Here is a 20,478-nt window from a genome sequence, read left to right as displayed (position 1 = left end):
ATCTACTCCGTCAGGGGCGAAGAGAGTGACTCAGGCCATGTCGCTGATGGATCTAGCTTAATCCAGGCTTCACCAGGCAGTCCAGTTTTGACCTGCTCCAAATGCTGACGCAACAATTCAGGATCAATCTGTGCCTTGACACGGAACATCAGCTTTTGGCGCTCCGAGGCCGTTTCCACTGTTTTAGGGGTGAACTGTGCAGTGCTCGCCACAAAACTCACTTTGGCAGGAATGGCAAGATCCGGTGCGGCATCTAATACCAGCCGCACTTCTGTCCCCATGCCGACTCGACCCGCCACTTCGCTGGGCAAGAAGAATGTCATGTAGACATCGGCCAAATCAATCACGTTGAGCACACGTCCCCCAGCACCCAATACCTCACCAGGTTGCGCAACTCGGAACTGCACGCGCCCGTCACGTGGACTCTTAAGTTCACTGTCGCGGATGTCGGACTCAATGCGCTTGACCGCAGCTTGAGCAGCTCGCACGGCTGACCCTGCACCCACAAGTTGAGCTCGCGCCGCATTAATGGCGGCATCTGCTGCAGCTGCTTGAGCACGCGCAGCCGCTAACGCAGCCTGTGCACTGTTAACACGGGCTTGGTCATCATCAAGTTCCTGCGCAGACGCCGCACCACGGCTAGACAAAGCACTGGAGCGCTCCAAACGCCGTTGAGCCGCATCGAGATCTGCTTCGCGTTGCTTCACGACCGCACGGGCTGCCATGGCATCACTCTCACGCAAAGCAACCTGCGCCTCTCCAGCTGCAACATTGTTCTCAGCTTGGCTAAGCGTTGCGAGCGCTTCATCACGCTGGGCTTCAAGGTTGTCTAACTGCATAATCGCCAGGGGCTGCCCAGCCACCACAAAATCACCTTCGTCGGCAAGAATCTCTTCAATGCGCCCAGGCAATCGGGTCGAAATATTGATTTCTGTGGCTTCAATACGTCCATTACCGCGCACAAAACCATCACCTGGTCCCGTCTCGGAGAAGGCTTGCCAGCCCCACCATGCCACGGCGATCACAAGAACCGCCACGGCCAATTGCAGTAATCGGCTCATCGTTTTTTTGTTACTCATGGTTTTACTGTCAACTCGGTTGATTGTTCGGGTTCAGCACTGTCTTGTGCTGCATTATCTTGATTCGTTCTTGTGGCTCCGCCTAACGCGCGGTACAAGTCGACTTGGCTAGCGAGAAGCGCACGTCGCGTCTGAACGACCTGCTGCTGAACATCAAGCAGGTCTCGCTGTGCATCCAGCACCTCCAAATAGGCCACCGAACCTTGGTCATAACGTAGCTGTGCCAGACGGGATCGCTCAGACTGGGCTGCTCGACTTTGCAACAACACTTTCAATTGGTCTTGTAACCAACGATGTGAATCAAGGGCATCAGAAACTTCTCGGAAGGCATTCTGGATCGTGCGTTCGTAATCAGCGACCGCCAAGTCACGGCGCACCTCAGAAAGCTCGAGATTCGCTTCACGTCGTCCACCATCAAAGATCGGTAAGGAAATTGTGGGCATGAAACTCCAAGTGTGGCTGCCCGACCCAAACAAATCATCGAGCTGTGCGCTGGCCGTCCCAAACGCACCCGTCAGCGCAATCCGTGGCAGGAATGCGGCGCGAGCGGCACCAATATCAGCATTCGCTGCCCGTAAACGGTGTTCTGCCGCGATAATGTCCGGGCGGTAGACTAGGAGTTCTGAGGGTAGACCCGGATCAATTTCGACAAGCATGGTTGTACGATCGAAGGGCTCAACAGGTCCCAGATCGCCTGGATCACCACCAAGTAGCAAACGCAAAGCGTTGATCTGAAGCGCACGCTGACGCTCAAGCTGAGCAAGCAATGATCGCGCCTGCAACAACAAGGTTCTGACTTGAGTGAGGTCTAGTTGAGATGTCGATCCCACTTCGAAACGGTCCTGAAACATGCGATAGGACTGTTGTCGAGTTGCTAAGGTCTGTCGTGCAATCTTGACCCGTTCATCAAGCTCACGCACACTCAAATAAACATTGGCCACTTCAGTCACTAAGGCCAATTGCACAGCCTGCTGTGCGGCTTCAGTCGCAAGCCAACGCTCTAGTGCGGCGTCATTCAGATTGCTGACACGTCCCCATAGATCCAGCTCCCAGGTCGTCAGTCCCACCTCTGCGCGATATTCGCTACCAGTCCGAGCTTGACCCGTCGGACTCAGACCCGCAGACGTGCGGGCACGCCCGCCTTGACCGTCAGCTGAAAAATGGGGAAACAAATCACTGCGCTGGATGCCATGTGCAGCACGTGCTTCTTCGACCCGTAAGACCGCAATTCGCAGGTCACGGTTATGCTCAATCGCCGTACTGATCAAACGCTTGAGCACGGGATCCGTAAAATAAGACTGCCACGGGAGCTCGTGCGCTTGGACACCCTTTTTATCTGCCTGGGCCGCCGGATAGGCTTCAGGCACAGGTGCCTGGGGCCTTTCATAATCGGGTGCGAGGGACATACACCCTTGCAAGGCAACTACGGCAAGCACCGCAATCGTTCCTTGCAACGGGGCACGAAATCGAACTGGTTTGGGCATTGAGCCACCTGTATTTCTGCAGATCACAAACCGATCTGTCCTTTAAAAATATCGCCCGCACCCTCTCATCATCGGGAACGGGCGTTCCTCATACTGGCTGAGAAATCAGTTATTTTTCTAAAACGTACTGACCCGGTGCATCCTCAATTTGGACATAGCCCTTCTCAGGTGCACCCATACTCGGGGCAAGCTGCTTTTTACCGGAGTACTCAACGAGCCATTGCTCCCAGGCCGGCCACCATGAACCTTCGTGTATGGGTGCTTTTTCATGCCACTCTTCAGGCCACAGGCGTTTATCCTCTGGCTTCTGAGTCGCAATCTGGTAGCGACGGCGTGGATGCCCTACCGGACTGACGATGCCGCCATTATGTCCACCCGAAGTCAGCACGAACGTAATTTCACCGCTCATGAGCGAATGAACTTTGTAAACAGACTGCCAAGGCGCAACGTGATCAGATGCCGTGCCCACCACAAATGCAGGTAGACGCAGATTACCCAAATTCACGCGTCGGTCACCGACTTCATACCGCCCTGCACTCAAGTCATTGTTGAGGTAAAAGTCGCGTAGATATTGCGCATGCATCTTTGCCGGCATGCGGGTTGCATCTGCGTTCCATGCCATCAAGGCGTTGAGCGGCACCCGATCTCCAAGCAAATATTCGTTGACCAAACGCGACCACAGCAAATCGTAAGAGCGCAGCATCTGGAAAGCACCCGCCATCTGATCAGCCCGCAGATACCCAGCCTGATTCATCTGAGCCTCAAGCAAATTCAGTTGTGACTCATCGATAAAGAGCCCCAGCTCACCCGCTTCGCTAAAGTCTGTTTGCGCAGCCAACAGGCTGATGGTCTTGAGTCGATCATCCCCATCACGAACCATGGCAGCCGCTGCAACGCTGAGCAAGGTGCCACCCAAGCAATAACCAGTCGCATGCACTTTCTTACCGGGCACAATGGCATTGACGGCATCAAGGGCCTCACCCCATCCCATCTGTAGATAATCGGCCATACCCAATTCACTTTCATCAGCACCTGGGTTTTTCCAAGAAATGGCAAACACCGTATGCCCCTGATCCACCAGATACTTGATGAGTGAGCGTTCCGGTTGCAGATCAAGAATGTAATATTTCATGATCCACGCGGGGACAATGAGTACGGGCTCCGGATACACTTTCTCCGTCGTCGGCTCATACTGGATCAGCTCAATAAGCCGATTACGAAACACCACTTTACCTGGGGTTGTCGCAACATCTTGGCCCACTTTGAATTGTTCCGTTCCTGGCGGGGGTGTGCCGTCGATGCGTGCACGCACATCCTCCATAAAATGTTGGAAACCACGCGCAAGATTGGCACCACCTTCTTGCATCGTCTTATCCATCACTTCAGGGTTGGTCGCTAAGAAATTTCCCGGAGAAAACATATCCAGCCACTGCTTAGTGGCAAATGACACCAAACGCTTGTGGTGAGCACTCACGCCATCCACACGGTCAACCGCATACTCCCACCATTTCTGCTGGAGCAGAAATGTGCGCCGCAAGACATTGTACGGATAACGATCCCATGCGGGATCCTTAAAACGGCGATCGTAATCCGGCATCTCGCCTGGACACTGCTCTTGACCTTCTACTGTGAACAAATGAGCTTTTGCGCAGTCATGCACGAGAGTCAGAGCCTCTCGCGCCATGTCGATACGCGCCCCAGGGCTAATGGCCAGATGCGAGATCCAGTCCATCCAAGCTAAAAGCTGAGATTCTGGCGACATCGACATCCAAGTCTTTGCCCATGCGGCATGTGCTGCGTCGTCCAAACGTTTAGCACGCGACGTCGTACTGCTTTGTGTCATAAAAGTAGCTCCTAGAAATCTTCACCGACCAATCTCAATAAGACCAGTCGGTCGTTTCTGATATAATAAGACCAATCGGTCGTTTTTGCAATGCATCTTGCGCAACTGAAAACAACCACCCGCAACTTTTACATGCCGAACCAGATAAATCAGATGAATCAGGAACCTACGCAACCGACAGATCGCACCCGGCCTTCTTCTCCAATACGCAACAAAGCGTCAATCTCAGCCCCTATGCCGAGTTCGACACAAGAAAGTCGCGGGACTAAGCGTCGCTATCTACCAGCAGACGAACGCAAGCAGGAGATTCTAGAGGCAGCTTTCAAGGAGTTTGCGGAACACGGTTTTGTGGCAACGTCTCTAGAGCGTATCGCCCGACAAGCAGGCATCTCTAAATCCGGCATCTACGCTCACTACAAGAGCAAAGATGAAATCTTCGAAAAAGTGCTACTGATGACCTTGTTCTCCGCAGACAGTCGTAATGCAGATTCAACAGCCGTTGCCGACATGGATCTCTGCTCACTCATCGACCACCACCTCGACCGACGCTATGAATACCTACAGTCACCTCGTGCGATTGCTGCATTTAGACTGCTTGTTGCCGAGAGTGCACGAGCCCCAAAAATGGTTCGAGCCTGTGTGCGTAAACTCATCGAGCGTAATATTGAAGCTGACATGAACTTCCTGCAGCTCATTATCCCAAAAGGTCACACGCTTGAAACTATCACGCAAAGTCAGCACCTCCTGAATCAAATTCCAATTGGTGCATGGCTCATCATGAAGACCATCTTTGGCGAGCATGAAGCACCCATCGATGTGACTGCTTTCAAAGACATACACCGAAAGTTACTCCTTGATGAGCTGCAACAATACTTTTGACACCGCCAAGGTCAATCGGACCGTTCACTGCGCGAGTGGTTTACTGTATTAAGCACATTCCTGACCGCTTTATTCATCGGAGTTCGATATGTGTCGCTTTCTGGCTTATCAAGGTCCTGAAATCACTGTGCATGATTTGCTCTACGCGCCAGAACACTCACTGATCAAACAAAGTTATCAAGCCCACGAATCCGATCGACCTCTAAATGCTGATGGATTTGGTCTGGGGTGGTATTCACCTGACATCACACCAGAACCCGCTCGGTTTGTCTCTGTGACTCCGGCGTGGAACAACATGAATCTGAAATCTCTCGCGTCTCATATTCGAACACCCGTCGTTCTGGCCCATGTACGTCGTGCAAGCATCGGGGGTGTTGCAGAAAACAACTGTCACCCGTTTCACTATAAAAACATGCTCATGATGCATAACGGCTATGTGGACGACTTCATTCAGATCAAACGTAGCCTCACCAACAAACTTTCGGATGAGCGGTATGCCTGGGTCAATGGCCAAACAGACTCGCAACACCTGTTTGCTTTGTTTTTAGATCACTATTTAAACGGTGAGGCACGGGGTGCAAACGCCATGGCAGCCGCATTTGTCACCCTATTTCAAGATCTGGCCACTCTAAAGCAACAAGCCGGCCTGAATAGCCCATCATTTCTAAACATGGTCATAACCGATGGGCAAGAAATGGTCGCCACCCGCTACGTTGATATGCCCGATGCAACGCCTTTGTCATTACATCACGCACACGGCTCTCACTATCGTTGCGATGAACACGGTCGCACCATGCTTGCAGTGAGCAATCAAGAACACTCAGCCAACCTCATTGCGTCAGAACCGCTCTCCTCACAAGCCGAACACTGGGAAGTTGTTCCAGCCAATCATTTCGTCTTAATCGATACAAACGGCTATTCAAAATTTGTTGCAATTAAAGTTTGAAACGTTCGCAATGGAATACTGAAAGCTTCACAGTTTTACTGGTTTGCAGACACATCAGAACATATTAAAAAAATATCGACTAACAGTCACTATTGATCTAGAGCGAGTTGAAGCGGTCCAAATTGTGAGCATACATACGCTATTCTCTCAGTTGAGCCTCAATTCACAGCAACACCTAGCACACTAAAAGCTTTGAAAATTAGTAACAGATCGTGCAGTCTGACTGACCCAAACCCATGAAACATATTGTTAAACAATTCAATCCTCGTCAATGTGAGAGACCAACCGGCGAGCAAGGCGCTGTTCTGACAATCGTTGCTATTGTGATGGTTGCTTTGTTGGGATTTTCTGGGCTCGTCATTGACTTCGGATACAGCTATACACAAAAGGCAAGAATGCAAGCGCTTGCAGATTCGCTGGCATTGGCTTGTGGCCAATTCGAATGTGTCGCACAGCCACCCGGAGAAAACTCAGCACTATTTTCGCCACTCATGGCAACATTTTCGGGTCAAGGTCAACAGCAGACAGTCAACGTTGACCCACAAACCACCTGCCCAGGCAATTCACAAGCCCATTTAGAGACACAGTGCACGAAAGTCACCATACACAGAACATGGGATACATTTTTTATTCGTCTTTTTGGAATATCTCAGTTGAGCACACAGGCCAGCGCCTAAGTCGCAGTCACTGAAAACGGTGGAAACCCTATCGAGCCAATCAACGCAGACGGTGTGATTTGGACGGCTTCTGGGGTGCGCTTTCCGGGCACAGGTTCGTTAAACATCAATGGCAATGTGTTGAACAACAATATCAACAACTTCCCATTAACGTCCACGAACTCGACCGTTACAGTCAATGGAAAAATTGTCACCAAATCCGCTGCTCAAGGATCTATCGTCGCGACCGACGGTTGGGAGACCTCCACCGAGAGTCCACGCCCATGCTCAATCGATATTAATGCCCTAGCCGCTACCCAGTGCACGACAAACGCACCCGCATCGACAAGCGATGGCACCACAACCACTTACTATCCTGGTCTTCATCAAAATCTGATTATCCATGAACGCAAAGTCGTTTTTGCACCAGGTCTTTATTGTATAGACGGACAATTCAACACAGACACCGGCTCAAATGGTGATGACATTAGGGGCAATAATGTCACCTTTTTGCTTTTAAATCCAAAATGGCAATCACCTATCATCCGCTTAAGTGGTTCAAATAATGTTGTATCACTGCAAGCACCCAATGACAGCACCGATCCTCTTCACGGTATTTTATTTATTCACCAATCTGATCCAAACCACAGCCCCAGACCTTTACTCGAAGCATCTGGTAACCACAACACACTGAGATTTGATGGGATGCATTATGTTGGTGGAAACCGAGAGCTCCAATACACGATCAACGCCAATGGCAATTCACACCAATTCGATATACCAGGCATGATTGCAGAAGGAACAATTTCAATCAAACTGTCAGATCCCCCCAATAAAAGCACATTCCAAGTCAATACGCCCAGCATGGGCTCAATATGCTCTGATGACTCATCAGGCTCGAACTCAGGCGGATCGAACAATGGCGGAAGTTCTAATCCTGGTCACAAATCTTTCAGGCTTCTAGGATAAAACGCCATAAATTATTGGTTTCTAAAGCATCCATATAAGACGGGCGCTTTGCTATTTCAACAAAGCGCCCGTCTTAAGTACATCAGAAGATCAATTCAAATTAGATCTTATTTGCTCTTGATAGGACCTGGAGCGGAGACCTGTTTCATCAGATCATCATCCCAGTCGCCTTCAACAACCACGTGACCTGAAGCTCCCTTCTCAAAAGCTTCGATCAGGTTGTGGTTCACGTAAGCATAAACACCAGGCTGCTTAAACTTGTACAGAGCTGCGCCAGCTGAACCACCGCGGATAAACCAAGTCTCAAGGTCAACTTCAGGTGCGTTATTGAACTTACCTGTTTCCCAAACATAGTCACCGTGTCCACCGATCAAGTGAGGACGTGTATCGCGGTTTGCGCTACTGTGAATAAAGAGCACATTGTCACCAACATTGGCTTTCAGTGCGCCGTCACCACTCAATGCACCAACCTTACCGTTAAACACGATATGGCTAGGCAAGAGCGTGCGCATGACTTCCAAAGTATCGCCGTAGCTTTCCATCAGCGTATCGTAGTCTTTGTACTCACCATCCTCATCGGTCGGGATGTACAGATCCATCTCACCAATTGTGTAAACCTTGTCGTAGGTCAGCGGATTGCCTTGACCATCTTTCAGACCGTCACGTGGCAGCACCATGATTGTGCCGCTCATACCGGACACCACGTGCCAAGGCACCATGCCTTCTGGCGCGCAGTGATAAATAAATGTTCCTGGGCGGTCCGCTTTAAAGCGCAACACGACTTCTTCACCAGGTTGAATGGTTGTTAAGCTTGCACCACCCAATGCACCTGTGGCGGCGTGGAAGTCAATATTGTGCTCAAGCACGCTTTCCGTTGGGTTGATCAAAGTCAATTCGACATAATCGCCTTCATGCACGACCATGGTCGGTCCTGGCAATGTGCCGTTAAATGTCATGGCTTGCAAAGTCGTGTCATTATCTTCATCAATCACGACTTTCTTTTCTTCGATGGTCAACGTGAATTCAACCACTTTCGGCTCGCCTTTGGCCACTTGATCATGTTCCATCACGAATGGCGGAGGAAGCAACTTAGGCTGAATACGCTCCAATTGATCAACGGGTGTCGCTGCCATGGCACCGCCAGCCCACAATAAGCTCATGGAGGTTGCAAGAATTCCAAGACGAAAGTTTTTCATAGTCGTGCTCCTTTTTAAATGAATGAACTTTAATTAACTGGTGGGTTCATAATCCTATATTTACTCAACCTGACATTTGTTCTAGATCAATGTTTTTAGGCTAAAACCCGAGTAGATTAGTTGGTTTTGATTTATATCAAACTGTTTGTCCCAAACCACTTACTGCTTAGTGTGAATATGCCACACCATACTTACCTGTCATCGCGCACCAATCTAAATCCCAAATTGGTGGGTGGCAGTCCAATTGAACAGGCTCCCGTTTTAGGATCTCGAATAAAATCAGGCATCGCAGCTACGTGTGCACCTGCCAACACCCGAACACCACAATTTTCTTTCACGTGCTCACCATCTCGATAGGTATGAAAACACGTATCTGTCCACTCCCACACGTTCCCAGCCATATCCTGCAAACCATATTCATTGGTCCCAAAATAACCAAACGGCTGAGTCGCTTTAATTCGGTCTTGGCGTCGACTGGTCTCGCGATCATACTCAGCCAACCACCGCACTGCAGGATTATCTGGTGCGGACTCCAAAGTGCCTTCTTCTTCGTACTTATCAGCTGCGGCCCTCACCCACTCTTCATACGTCGGCAAACGCCAGTCCTGCCCAGTTTTTTCTGATAACCATTTCGCATAGTCTGTCGCATCCAACCAGCTAATCCCCACGGCGGGTGCATCACCACTCATGAAGTTTCTAAAGCCTTTATCTAATGCACCACAAGCACCGTCAGACACACACTGCATGTACTCAGCCTGACTAACCTGGCGAGTCATCACACGGATGTCTTTGTCAATTGCGCCTTGCACACTGGGGGCGTCTGTTGGCAAGCCATTTTCAACAAATGAGCCGGCAATTTGATACTGAAACGTCCCAGCCGGAATTTTCTGTTCCGAAACCTGCGGAATTTGTGTTTGGGTATTCGCAGCGAGCGAAGAACCAGCACCCATCGCCAGCAAAACGGCTGCAGACATAATCCCGATGTTTTTACTCGACAATACTTTCATCACCATTCCTCATTGAGGCATCAATCATCTAATGTTTTCGTATTTCATAGCAAAAGAATAAATGATCAAAGCTTATTTAAAAACATTTTGTCACAAATTTTATTGATATGCATCAAACATTAGAAAACATTTCAAATCTTTTTAGTGTCGAACATGAAATAATGAAATCACTCACATTGATTCACAAACGTAGCGGAGTATCTAATGAACAAACACGCCTTTCGACAGCGACTTTTGACTGGCGCCATGGGCATTGTTTTTAGCTTAAGCACGGCCTTCGCATTCGCCGCGCCTTTGGCATTTGAAGGTGGTGACCTCTCACGCGCTAGACTCGCACCCGAGTGGACATTACAAGATGTAAGCGGCGCCACAAAAACCCTAGAGGACTACGCCGGCAAAGTTCTAATGGTGTATTTCGGTTACACCCAGTGCCCAGACATTTGCCCAACCGCATTGGCGCAAGCTGCGCATGCCATGGAAGTTTTAGACACTGGCCATGAAGACGTTCAAGTCATTATGGTGACAGTCGACCCAGAGCGTGACACACCCGACATTCTTGATGCATATGTCAAAGCCTTTAATCCGGAATTCATAGGTCTTTACGGAGATGCGGATGCACTAGAAAAGACAGCTGACGCGTTTAACGTGATTTACAACAAAGAAGCCACCGGTGATCCTGAACACTACGAAATGAACCACACAGCTGCTTTTTATCTTTTAGACCAAAAAGGACAAGCCAGAGTACTCATTGGTCCAGAGATGACGGGTGAAGAGATCGTGCACGACATCAAGCTGCTGCTTAAAGAAGGCAAGCAATCGTCATAAGCCTGTGCACAAACGATCTTTGATCGTCACTTCACATAAAGTTCAGGATGCGAGGAGATAGTCAATACGCCATCAATCACGAATTGGACTGCCATACAAACCAGCAAGAATCCCATGATTCTTGCAACAGCCTCCACAGCATCCTGACCCACCATCGCCACAATGCGATCAGCAGATCGCAAACAGACATAAAACAACAAGCCAAGTAAGCCTGCCACAACAACCGGCACAAGTAAAATAACCCACGCAGCATAGTGGTGCTGTGAGGCTTGAATTTGTGATGCTGCACTCATGATTAACGCCATCGTACCCGGACCAGCTGTACCAGGCATCGCCAACGGCACAAAAGCAAGGTTCGGGACAATGCGCTTCACGGCTTGACCATCTTCTTCCACTTGCTGTGCTTCAGGAATATCTGACAACGTGGTCGATGGAAACAACATTTTGAAGCCGATATAGGCCACGATCAAACCACCCGCAATTCGCATCCCTGGTAACGAAATAGAAAACGCACTGAGCACAAAACTACCGGCGTAGTACGTGACCAGCATGATGCCTACAACATAAATCGCTGCTTGCCGAACTTGCTTCTTACGTTCAAAGTTCGACAGGTCTTTACCTAACGCCAGCAACAGCGACATCGATGTCAATGGGTTTGCCAGCGGCAACATCATGACAAAACCGATCAGAATCAGATGAAAGAACTGAACGATTGATTCCATAAGCCGACCATAGAGACGTTATTCAAAAGAACTTCCATTGTACGCAACAATCGCAATGGGTCATTCAGTAAAACTTAAAGGTGATCAGCAAATCAGTTAGTAAAATTCTTGCACAAGCCGAGGTGCAATAGCCAGTAATACACTCTTCACTATTCAGCAGACCGAAACGGCGTACAACTCATTCAGAGCACAGGAGTTTTCTGTGACGAACAAAGGCACGCCCCAAAGCAGGCGTCTGTTTAGGTGGTGACAGCAGTGCTTGCACAAAACATGCCTGATCCGCCATCGATAACCGAATAATCTCAGCTTGTTCGACAGTGCGTAGGGCTGCATCGTGAACAGCAGCGATCACGAAATCCGTCATGGTGCGCCCTTCAAGTTCAGCAGCGTGCTTAAGCATTGCATGCAGCTCGATACTAATCCGAATCTCGAGGCAAGTAGTAGAAACTCTGGCTGACATAATAGGATTCTCCTTGCTTAATCGTACGGCAATTTGCCGCGATGGAAATATTTTCAAGAAGAGCGTTTGGATTTAGAAACTTTGAGAATTACCGACTAAGAGTACTAGCCCAGTGCGGTTGGGTTGGCTTTTTTAACTGAGTGTGATGAGTGGCCATCCCCCCTTAATCGGGAAGAGCCATCAGAAGACTGACAGAAAGAGTATTTGGTCGGGGCGACATGATTCGAACATGCGACCCTCTGGTCCCAAACCAGATGCGCTACCAGGCTGCGCCACGCCCCGACTGACTCTTGAGAGACAATCCCGAAAGATGTTGTGCCTAACAACCAATTCACAACAGCCCTGAATCAGGATAGAAAAGCATCATAGCACATATTTACAAAAATGTTTCCCTGATGAGCGTATCTTCACTAAAACTATTTGTTTTGCAACAACGAAATCAATTGTGCCTGCATATTCACAGGCTCACGCCGGTTGCGCACCTTCGTATAAGTACCATCTCGATTCTGCACCCAGGCGCGTACGTTGTCACGCAAAGCAAGTGTAAATGCCTCATGAATGACACGCCGCTTGAGAACAGGACTTAAGATCGGCACAGCCAGCTCTACTCGCCTAAAAAAGTTACGGTCCCGCCAATCTGCTGATGATAAATAAACCGCTTCGCGACCTTGTGCATAAAAGTAAAAAACACGCGAATGCTCTAAGAACCGCCCCACAATCGAGCGCACCCGAATGTTGTCCGATAGGCCAGGCACACCGGCTCGCAATGCACATGCTCCACGCACGATCAAATCAATCTGCACGCCCGCTTGGCTAGCAGCGTAAAGCTCATGGATAATTTGTGGCTCGAGCAATGCATTCATTTTGGCTTTAATAACCGCTCGGGCACCTTCTCGCGCAGCTTGTGCTTCAGCTTGAATCATCGCCACAAACGCGGCATGCATATCAAATGGCGACTGCAACAACTGCTTGAGTTCACGCCGAGCACCTAACCCTGTGAGCTGCGCAAACACTTTGTCCATATCTTCACAGATTTCGGGATTCGCTGTCAGTAATCCAAAGTCTGTATACAAACGAGCTGTCTTAGAATGGTAATTCCCAGTGCCGAGATGCCCATAGCGACGGATCCCACCTTCTTCTCGACGCAACACCAAGAGCATTTTGGCATGCGTTTTATGACCGACCACCCCATAGGAGACATGCGCACCGACCTCTTCAAGCCGAGAAGCCCAGTTAATGTTGGTCTGCTCATCAAACCGCGCCATGAGCTCCACAACGACCGTCACTTCTTTGCCAGCACGAGCCGCTGCAATGAGCAACTGCATCAGCTCAGAGTCTTCCCCTGTGCGATAAATCGTTTGCTTAATGGCAACGACATTTGGATCACGCGCCGCAGCTGTTAGCAACTCGATAATGGGACGAAATGATTGATATGGATGATGTAGCAACTGATCAGACTTACTCAGCACATCAAAGATCTCACCACCCGTTGGCGACAAACCCATAAACGCTTTCGGGATGGCACCATGCATTTCTTCAAAGAGCCATTCGGGTCGTTTGACCTCCTGACAGATCTGGATCAAACGAGAAAAGTTGGCGGGCCCAGTCACACGATACGTGTCTTCTTGAGTCAGTCCAAACTCTCGGTGCAGCAAAGCCTCAATCTCTGCGGGTAAATCTTTGTCAATTTCTAGGCGCACTGCCGCCCCAAAGTTACGTTGCGACAATTCCCCCTGAAGTGCCAATCTCAGATTAGTCACTTCCTCTTCATCGACAAACAAGTCACTGTTGCGGGTAACACGCCACTGGTAGATGCCCTGTGCAGTCATACCCGGAAACAATTCAGACGCAAATGCTCGAATCAATGAGGTCAATAAGATAAAGCCATGCGGCAAGCCTGATACTTCAGGCGGCATACGCACAACCCGTGGCAAGGCTCTAGGCGCTCGCACGACAGCAACCGTCGCTTTACGGTCAAAAGCATCTTCGCCTGATAACTCCACAATAAAGTTCAAACTCTTGTTATAGACACGAGGAAAGGGGTGCGCAGGATCCAGACCAATTGGTGTGAGCAATGGCATCATGTCACGCACAAACAGCTCATGTGCCCATGCCAACTGGACCTCATTCCACTCATGTGCATGGTGCAGATACACGCCCTCTTGCCGCATTGCAGGCAAAACCTTGTCATTAAACAAACCATAGAGCTCAGCCACAAGCTTATGTACTTTGATCTGCACCAGCTCAAAAGCCTGGCGTGCCGTCAGACCATCCGGTCCACGACGCGTCGGATGCAAACGCATTTGCTCTTTCAGACTCGAGACTCGAATCTCAAAAAACTCGTCCAAGTTTGAACCCACGATACACAAATACCGCAACCGCTCCAGCAAAGGTGTCGTGCTTTCATTGGCCATCGCCAACACACGAGCATTAAACTGCAACAAAGACAACTCTCGATTCAGATACTCCACTGAACCCAGAATCTCTTCTTCTGTATTTTGAACATCGGCCGCTTTTATTTTTGTTCCCATGATGGCTTTCAAACGTTGAAACAATCGCTATATAGGGTCATCTTCGCTGATTCGAACAGGTTTGTGTCATATTTTTCATGTTCGGACAGAAACAGATGGTCGCTATTTCTCATACTACCCATATAATCAGCGTGTCACGAAACAGAGTTGTCGTTATGGAACATCTACTGGCTGCCGTTGATATTGGCTCAAATAGCTTTCGGTTATCAATCGGACGCGTTGAGCAAACAGACGGTCTGCGCCAAATCTATCAGATAGACAAGCTTAAAGAAACCGTGCGCTTAGCGGCTGGCCTCAATGAGAACAAAATTCTCAGCGAAGACGCCATTGAACGCGCACTCGAAGTCTTGCATCGCTTCGGAGATCGCTTACGCAGCTTCGATCCTGATCGAGTCCGCGCAGTGGCCACCAACACTTTCCGAGTCGCACGCAATACACCTCAGTTTTTACCCCGCGCAGAAGCCGCATTAGGATTTCCTATTGAAGTGATTGCGGGTCGAGAAGAGGCTCGTCTGATTTATACCGGGGTCAGTCAGACACTGCCTGCGAGTGACGATCATCGTTTGGTGATTGACATTGGTGGCGGTTCAACTGAAGCCGTCATTGGACAGCGTGACACCCCCGTCTTGACGGCATCCCTTTATATGGGGTGTGTCAGCTACAGCCGACGGTTTTTCCCGGATGGGCAGATTGATGCTGACAGGATGCAAGCAGCCATCACCTGCGCACGGCGTGAAATTGAAATCATCACCAAACCCTATTGTCGTCTTGGTTGGCAACAAGCCTATGGCTCTTCAGGGAGTTCTAAAGCCCTCTACGCGATTCTGACTGAAGGCGGTTTATCTGAACATGGCATTACGTTAGAAGGCTTACATCGACTCAAAGACAAGCTCATCTCAGCAGGACGCGTCATTGTTGAAGACCTACCCGGCATCAAATCTCATCGTGCGGATGTGTTGCCTGGTGGCCTAGCGATCATGACAGGATTTTTTGAAGAACTACAGATCGATCGCATGCGAACAGGCGATGGCGCCCTGCGATTGGGAGTTTTAGTGGATCTGGCGGGTCGCGAGTCCTTTCGTGATCGACGTGACGAAACGGTTAAAGCCTTTATGAAACGCTACCGTGTTGAAAGTCGTCAGGCCGCGCGCGTCAAACGTGCCTGTTTAAGTCTGTATGACAGCATTGCGATTCAGGATGATATCGATGATGACTTGCGTCACTTCCTAAGCTGGGCTTCTGATTTACATGAAGCCGGACTGTCCATTGCGCAATCGGGCTATCACAAGCACGGTGCTTATATTCTGACCCATGCAGACATGCCTGGGTTTTCAAAGGTTGATCAGGATTTGCTCGCCATGCTGGTCCTCGCCCACCATGGCAAACTCTCCAAAATCACCAACAAGATTCGGCATGATCGCCAGTGGAAAGCCATTCTTGCACTGCGGCTAGCGACACTACTTTGCCGACGACGTGAAGAAATCAACCGCCTGACACTATCCGTCACATTTCAAGATAAACACATCATCACCAAAGTGGACCGACTGTGGTTACAGGATCATCCGCTGGCGCACTACTCTTTACAGACCGAGCAGCAGGAATGGGAAAAAGCAGGCTTTACCTTCGAACTCATTGCCTGCCCTTAAAGTAGCAACAGTCCCAGTCAGTCAATACAAGACTGGATGACTGACTAGAGCTTAGAGCAAACTGTCAGCCAATTGTTGAGCACACTCCTGCGCCATCTGGGCATCCCGTGCTTCCACCATCAGTCGCAACTTCGGCTCGGTTCCAGATGCGCGAATCAGAATACGTCCCTGATCACCCAGTGTTTTTTCAACTTGGATGCGCGCTTTTTCAAGCCCTGGGTGTGAGGCCCAATCCAGATCTGGCGCAATCTCCACATTGATCAGCACTTGAGGCATCATCGACAAATCGCGAATCCAATCCGACAGATCACTTTGGTAACGACGCAGTGCGGCAAGCACCTGCAGACTGGCAATAATGCCATCGCCAGTAGAATGATTATCCAGACACAACAAATGCCCGGAGCTTTCGCCGCCGTACAACCAACCCTGTGCCTGCAGTTTCTCCATGACGTGACGATCGCCTACCGCAGCGCGCTCAAACGGAATATCCATCGCTTGCAGCGCCAGCTCAACGCCTAGGTTTGTCATGACCGTACCGACGACGCCGGCCACCGGCTGACGCATTGCCCGTTCACGAACAATGGCATACAACAGTTCGTCACCGTTATAAATGCGGCCAGTCGCATCCACCATCTGTACGCGATCTGCATCACCATCCAGTGCGATGCCGTAATCTGCCCCTCTGGCAATCACTTCAGCGGCAAGCTTTTCTGGATGCAAGGCACCGACACCTTCATTGATGTTAAACCCATCTGGCTTAACTCCAATCGCATGCACAGACGCACCCAGCTCTTCAAAGACGTGAGGTGCGATCCCATAAGCCGCACCATGCGCAGCATCAACCACAAGTTTGACACCATCTAGATCAAGTTCAGTCCCAAACGTGCCCTTACAAAACTCAATATAGCGACCTGCTGCATCACTAATACGTCGTGCGCGACCCAGATCAGCAGAGCTTTCACATTGAAGTGGCTCATCGATCGCGGCTTCAATCATCAACTCCCACTCATCGGGCAGTTTTGTGCCAAGACCAGAAAAGAACTTGATGCCATTGTCGTAATAGGGATTGTGTGACGCACTAATCACCACGCCAGCTGACAAGCGCCACGCACGTGTTAAATAAGCCACAGCTGGCGTCGGTACCGGACCTGCTAACAACACATCCACGCCGGCTGATGCGAATCCGGCCTCTAAGGCAGACTCCAGCATATAGCCACTTACGCGCGTATCTTTACCAATTAAGACAGAGGTGCGTGCTGTGCCCTTGTTCATCTTTCTGAACACCTGTCCCGCCGCAAAGCCTAGACGCAATGCAAACTGCGGATTCATCAAGTCACCACCAACAAGTCCGCGTACACCATCTGTTCCAAAATATTTGCGACTCACGGGATTGACTCCTCTTGTTTCCATCCAAAATTAACAGCATCCCAAACACGCAGTGCATCGACCGTTTCTTGCACATCATGGACACGCACGATTTGCGCACCTCGCGCAACCAAAACCAGCATGGCAGCCACACTCCCGACTAATCGCTGATCAACCGAACGTCCAGTAATGGCACCCAGCATGGACTTTCTGGATACACCCACAGTCACTGGATAGCCACTGGCCACCAATTCTGACAGATGACGCATGAGGGTTAAATTGTGATGAACACTCTTGCCAAACCCAAAACCTGGGTCTAATGAAATTCTGTCGGCAGCAATGCCATCTGCCTGCAATGATCTGGCTGTGCTGCGCAACTCGTCAAACACATCAGCCACCACATCACCATACTGAGGTGAAATCTGCATGGTCGCGGGCGTGCCTTGCATATGCATGACGCAAACACCACATGTTTTGTGTCCAGCCACAATGGCACGCGCCTCTGGATGACGCAAACCCGAAATATCATTGATCAAATCTGCGCCCATTTGTAAAACGGTCCGCATGACATTGGGTTTACTCGTATCGACTGACAGTACAACGCCGCTGTCACGCAATGCTTCCATGACAGGTAGGATTCTTGCCAGTTCCTGCGCATCATTGACGGGAGTCGCACCAGGTCGCGTGGACTCTGCGCCTAGATCAATGATCTGGGCACCTTCCTCAATTAAACGATGGGCTTGTGCGATCGCCTGATCGGTACTGGCGTAACGACCACCATCAGAAAAAGAATCGGGGGTGATATTCACCACCCCCATCACGACCGTTTTGTGCAAGTCCAGCACAAAACGGCCACATTGCCAGTGCGTTGCACTCATGAGCGCTCCGAACTTCCTTTAAACGGCCTCAGCCGGGTTTTCTCCACTCGCAGACGGTGTTGGTCCGACTGGCGGCTGTGATGAGCCAGAAGGCTGACCAGGCTCTTTCGGTGGTCTAGGTGCACGTCCATCCATAATGTCATTGATCTGATCCATATCGATGGTTTCCCACTCCAGCAACGCCGCTGTCATGGCTTCAACCTTGTCACGATTGGTTTCCAGAATAGTCCGTGCAACCTTGTATTGCTCATCGATAATACGACGGATTTCAGAATCCACTTTTTGCATCGTAGCTTCAGACATGTGCGTGGTTTTTGTCACGGCACGTCCCAGAAACACTTCGCCTTCGTTATCTGCATAGACCATTGGGCCCAGTTCTTCGGTCATGCCGTAGCGTGTCACGATATCGCGTGCAATCGCTGTGGCTCGCTCAAAGTCATTTGAGGCACCTGTGGTCATCTGATTCATAAAGATTTCTTCAGCAATTCGACCACCGAACAGAACCGCAATCATCGACAACAAACGCTCTTTGTCCATGCTGTAACGGTCTTCTTCAGGTAACTGCATCGTCACACCCAAGGCTCGACCGCGGGGAATAATGGTGACTTTATGCACAGGGTCAGTCTTAGGCAGCATACGCGCAACCACCGCGTGACCTGATTCGTGATAGGCCGTATTGCGACGCTCTTCTTCGGGCATCACCATCGAGCGACGTTCCGCACCCATGATGATCTTATCTTTGGCACGTTCAAAGTCAGACATATCCACCAAACGACCATTGCGACGCGCTGCAAACAAAGCAGCTTCGTTCACCAAGTTGGCAAGGTCTGCACCGGAAAAACCGGGTGTACCACGAGCCAGGACGTTGGGGTCCACATTGGCTGCCAACGGCACTTTACGCATATGCACTTGAAGAATCTGGTCACGACCACGAATATCGGGCAGTGGCACCACAACCTGACGGTCAAAACGTCCTGGGCGCAACAAAGCAGGATCCAGCACATCAGGACGGTTAGTCGCAGCAATCACAATCACACTCTGGTTGGACTCAAAACCATCCATTTCTACCAGCATCTGGTTTAGTGTTTGTTCGCGCTCATCGTTACCGCCACCCAGTCCCGCACCACGTTGGCGACCGACTGCGTCAATCTCATCGATAAAGATGATGCAAGGCGCATGCTTTTTAGCGTTTTCAAACATATCGCGCACACGTGCAGCACCCACCCCGACAAACATTTCCACAAAATCAGAACCGGAAATGCTAAAGAAAGGCACTTTGGCTTCACCCGCAATGGCGCGGGCCAGCAATGTTTTACCTGTCCCAGGTGAACCTACCATCAAGACGCCACGTGGAATCCGACCACCCAGACGTTGGAATTTAGTTGGATCCCTCAGAAAATCCACCAACTCCTGAACATCTTCTTTGGCCTCGTCGCAACCGGCCACATCAGCAAACGTCACGTTGTTGGTTGACTCATCGAGCATGCGCGCTCTCGATTTACCGAAACTAAACGCACCGCCTTTGCCGCCCCCTTGCATCTGACGCATAAAGAATATCCAAACACCAATGAGCAAAAGCATGGGGAACCATGACACAAAAATGCTCATTAATAGTGAAGGCTCTTCACGTGCACTACCTGAAACCTGCACACCGGCTTTCATCAGGTCAGACACCATCCACATATCGCCAGGCGACGTGATGGTATAGGGCGCCCCACCTTCGGGAACCACATGGAGCACATCACCCTGAACGTTGACGCGACGAATCTTACCCGCTTCCGCATCTTGCATGAACTGGGTATAGCTCACTGCATGCTGCCCACTTGGGCGGCTATCAAACTGTTTAAAGACGGTAAAAAGCACTAAGGCAATCACCATCCAGACTGCAATTTTTGAGAACGAATTGTTCACGTTCTTATCTCCCGCGCAACAACATGGTTCTGGCACCACATGTCCAGTTCCGTTTTATTTGTAGCTTACATTCTCGTCATT

Annotated in this window: 17 protein-coding genes and 1 tRNA gene; 6 read left to right on the top strand and 12 right to left on the bottom strand. The window is 50.0% G+C overall.

All coding sequences use genetic code 11. The features are described 5' to 3' along the window. Nucleotides 1-2: 2 nt before the first annotated feature. The 3 genes from ACOI06_RS04840 to ACOI06_RS04830 all read right to left on the bottom strand — a co-directional run bounded on the left by ACOI06_RS04840 (nt 3) and on the right by ACOI06_RS04830 (nt 4,406). Nucleotides 3-1,079 (bottom strand): HlyD family secretion protein, encoded by a 1,077-nt coding sequence (locus ACOI06_RS04840; protein ID WP_420661385.1) that lies wholly within the window; start codon nt 1,077-1,079, stop codon nt 3-5. Then, nucleotides 1,076-2,563, bottom strand: coding sequence for an efflux transporter outer membrane subunit (locus ACOI06_RS04835; protein ID WP_420661384.1), 1,488 nt, complete (start codon nt 2,561-2,563; stop codon nt 1,076-1,078). Before ACOI06_RS04835 ends, ACOI06_RS04840 begins: the two co-directional genes overlap by 4 nt. A 109-nt stretch (nt 2,564-2,672) precedes the next feature. Further along, entirely contained in the window at nt 2,673-4,406 is a 1,734-nt protein-coding gene (locus ACOI06_RS04830; RefSeq protein WP_420661383.1) for a PHA/PHB synthase family protein, read from the bottom strand. 153 nt (nt 4,407-4,559) lie between these two features. Between ACOI06_RS04830 and ACOI06_RS04825 the strand changes: the two genes are divergently transcribed. From ACOI06_RS04825 to ACOI06_RS04810, 4 genes are all read left to right on the top strand, one after another. After that, complete coding sequence (locus tag ACOI06_RS04825; protein ID WP_420661382.1) at nt 4,560-5,285, top strand: TetR/AcrR family transcriptional regulator; 726 nt, start codon at nt 4,560-4,562, stop codon at nt 5,283-5,285. Nucleotides 5,286-5,373: 88 nt separating this feature from the next. Next, nucleotides 5,374-6,231 carry a class II glutamine amidotransferase gene (locus ACOI06_RS04820; protein WP_420661381.1) on the top strand — a complete coding sequence of 286 codons (858 nt, stop codon included), beginning with the start codon at nt 5,374-5,376 and terminating at the stop codon, nt 6,229-6,231. Nucleotides 6,232-6,467: 236 nt separating this feature from the next. After that, nucleotides 6,468-6,908, top strand: coding sequence for a Tad domain-containing protein (locus tag ACOI06_RS04815; protein ID WP_420661380.1), 441 nt, complete (start codon nt 6,468-6,470; stop codon nt 6,906-6,908). A gap of 54 nt (nt 6,909-6,962) precedes the next feature. Beyond that, entirely contained in the window at nt 6,963-7,856 is an 894-nt protein-coding gene (locus ACOI06_RS04810) for a hypothetical protein (RefSeq protein WP_420661379.1), read from the top strand. 107 nt (nt 7,857-7,963) lie between these two features. Here the strand turns inward: ACOI06_RS04810 and nirK are convergent, their stop codons facing one another. After that, entirely contained in the window at nt 7,964-9,052 is a 1,089-nt protein-coding gene (nirK, locus tag ACOI06_RS04805; RefSeq protein ID WP_420661378.1) for a copper-containing nitrite reductase, read from the bottom strand. Nucleotides 9,053-9,243: 191 nt separating this feature from the next. Beyond that, a complete protein-coding gene (locus ACOI06_RS04800) occupies nt 9,244-10,059 on the bottom strand; it encodes a formylglycine-generating enzyme family protein (protein ID WP_420661377.1) in 816 nt (271 codons plus the stop codon). A 204-nt stretch (nt 10,060-10,263) separates the two neighbouring features. On the opposite strand from ACOI06_RS04800, the gene ACOI06_RS04795 reads away from it, so the two are divergent. After that, complete coding sequence (locus tag ACOI06_RS04795; RefSeq protein WP_420661376.1) at nt 10,264-10,884, top strand: SCO family protein; 621 nt, start codon at nt 10,264-10,266, stop codon at nt 10,882-10,884. A gap of 26 nt (nt 10,885-10,910) precedes the next feature. Here ACOI06_RS04795 and ACOI06_RS04790 read toward each other — a convergent pair whose 3' ends face one another. The 4 genes from ACOI06_RS04790 to ppk1 all read right to left on the bottom strand — a co-directional run bounded on the left by ACOI06_RS04790 (nt 10,911) and on the right by ppk1 (nt 14,597). After that, nucleotides 10,911-11,606: a MarC family NAAT transporter gene (locus ACOI06_RS04790; protein WP_420661375.1), complete on the bottom strand. Its 696-nt coding sequence runs from the start codon at nt 11,604-11,606 to the stop codon at nt 10,911-10,913. A 178-nt stretch (nt 11,607-11,784) separates the two neighbouring features. Continuing rightward, the gene (locus tag ACOI06_RS04785) at nt 11,785-12,066 is read right to left on the bottom strand and encodes a DUF1778 domain-containing protein (protein WP_420661374.1); all 282 of its coding nucleotides are present in this window, start codon (nt 12,064-12,066) and stop codon (nt 11,785-11,787) included. 205 nt (nt 12,067-12,271) lie between these two features. Further along, nucleotides 12,272-12,348 (bottom strand) — tRNA-Pro (locus tag ACOI06_RS04780). Between the two features lie 134 nt (nt 12,349-12,482). Next, nucleotides 12,483-14,597, bottom strand: a complete 2,115-nt coding sequence (gene ppk1 / locus ACOI06_RS04775) for a polyphosphate kinase 1 (protein ID WP_420661373.1) — start codon at nt 14,595-14,597, stop codon at nt 12,483-12,485. 155 nt (nt 14,598-14,752) lie between these two features. Between ppk1 and ppx the strand changes: the two genes are divergently transcribed. Continuing rightward, nucleotides 14,753-16,243, top strand: a complete 1,491-nt coding sequence (ppx, locus tag ACOI06_RS04770) for an exopolyphosphatase (protein ID WP_420661372.1) — start codon at nt 14,753-14,755, stop codon at nt 16,241-16,243. A 51-nt stretch (nt 16,244-16,294) separates the two neighbouring features. On the opposite strand, the gene glmM is transcribed toward ppx, so the two are convergent. From glmM to ftsH, 3 genes are read right to left on the bottom strand one after another with little or no spacing between them, the layout of a single operon-like run. Further along, a complete protein-coding gene (gene glmM / locus ACOI06_RS04765) occupies nt 16,295-17,653 on the bottom strand; it encodes a phosphoglucosamine mutase (protein ID WP_420661371.1) in 1,359 nt (452 codons plus the stop codon). Then, nucleotides 17,626-18,486 (bottom strand): dihydropteroate synthase, encoded by an 861-nt coding sequence (folP, locus tag ACOI06_RS04760; RefSeq protein ID WP_420661370.1) that lies wholly within the window; start codon nt 18,484-18,486, stop codon nt 17,626-17,628. Before folP ends, glmM begins: the two co-directional genes overlap by 28 nt. Before the next feature lie 18 nt (nt 18,487-18,504). Further along, nucleotides 18,505-20,397 (bottom strand): ATP-dependent zinc metalloprotease FtsH, encoded by a 1,893-nt coding sequence (gene ftsH, locus ACOI06_RS04755; protein WP_420661369.1) that lies wholly within the window; start codon nt 20,395-20,397, stop codon nt 18,505-18,507. Nucleotides 20,398-20,478 lie beyond the last annotated feature (81 nt).

Origin of the sequence: Orrella sp. 11846 (assembly GCF_048820935.1) — a bacterium.
Classification (GTDB): domain Bacteria; phylum Pseudomonadota; class Gammaproteobacteria; order Burkholderiales; family Burkholderiaceae_B; genus Algicoccus.
Note: the sequence above shows the minus strand (reverse complement) of the source record. Positions and strands in the feature narration are given on the sequence as shown.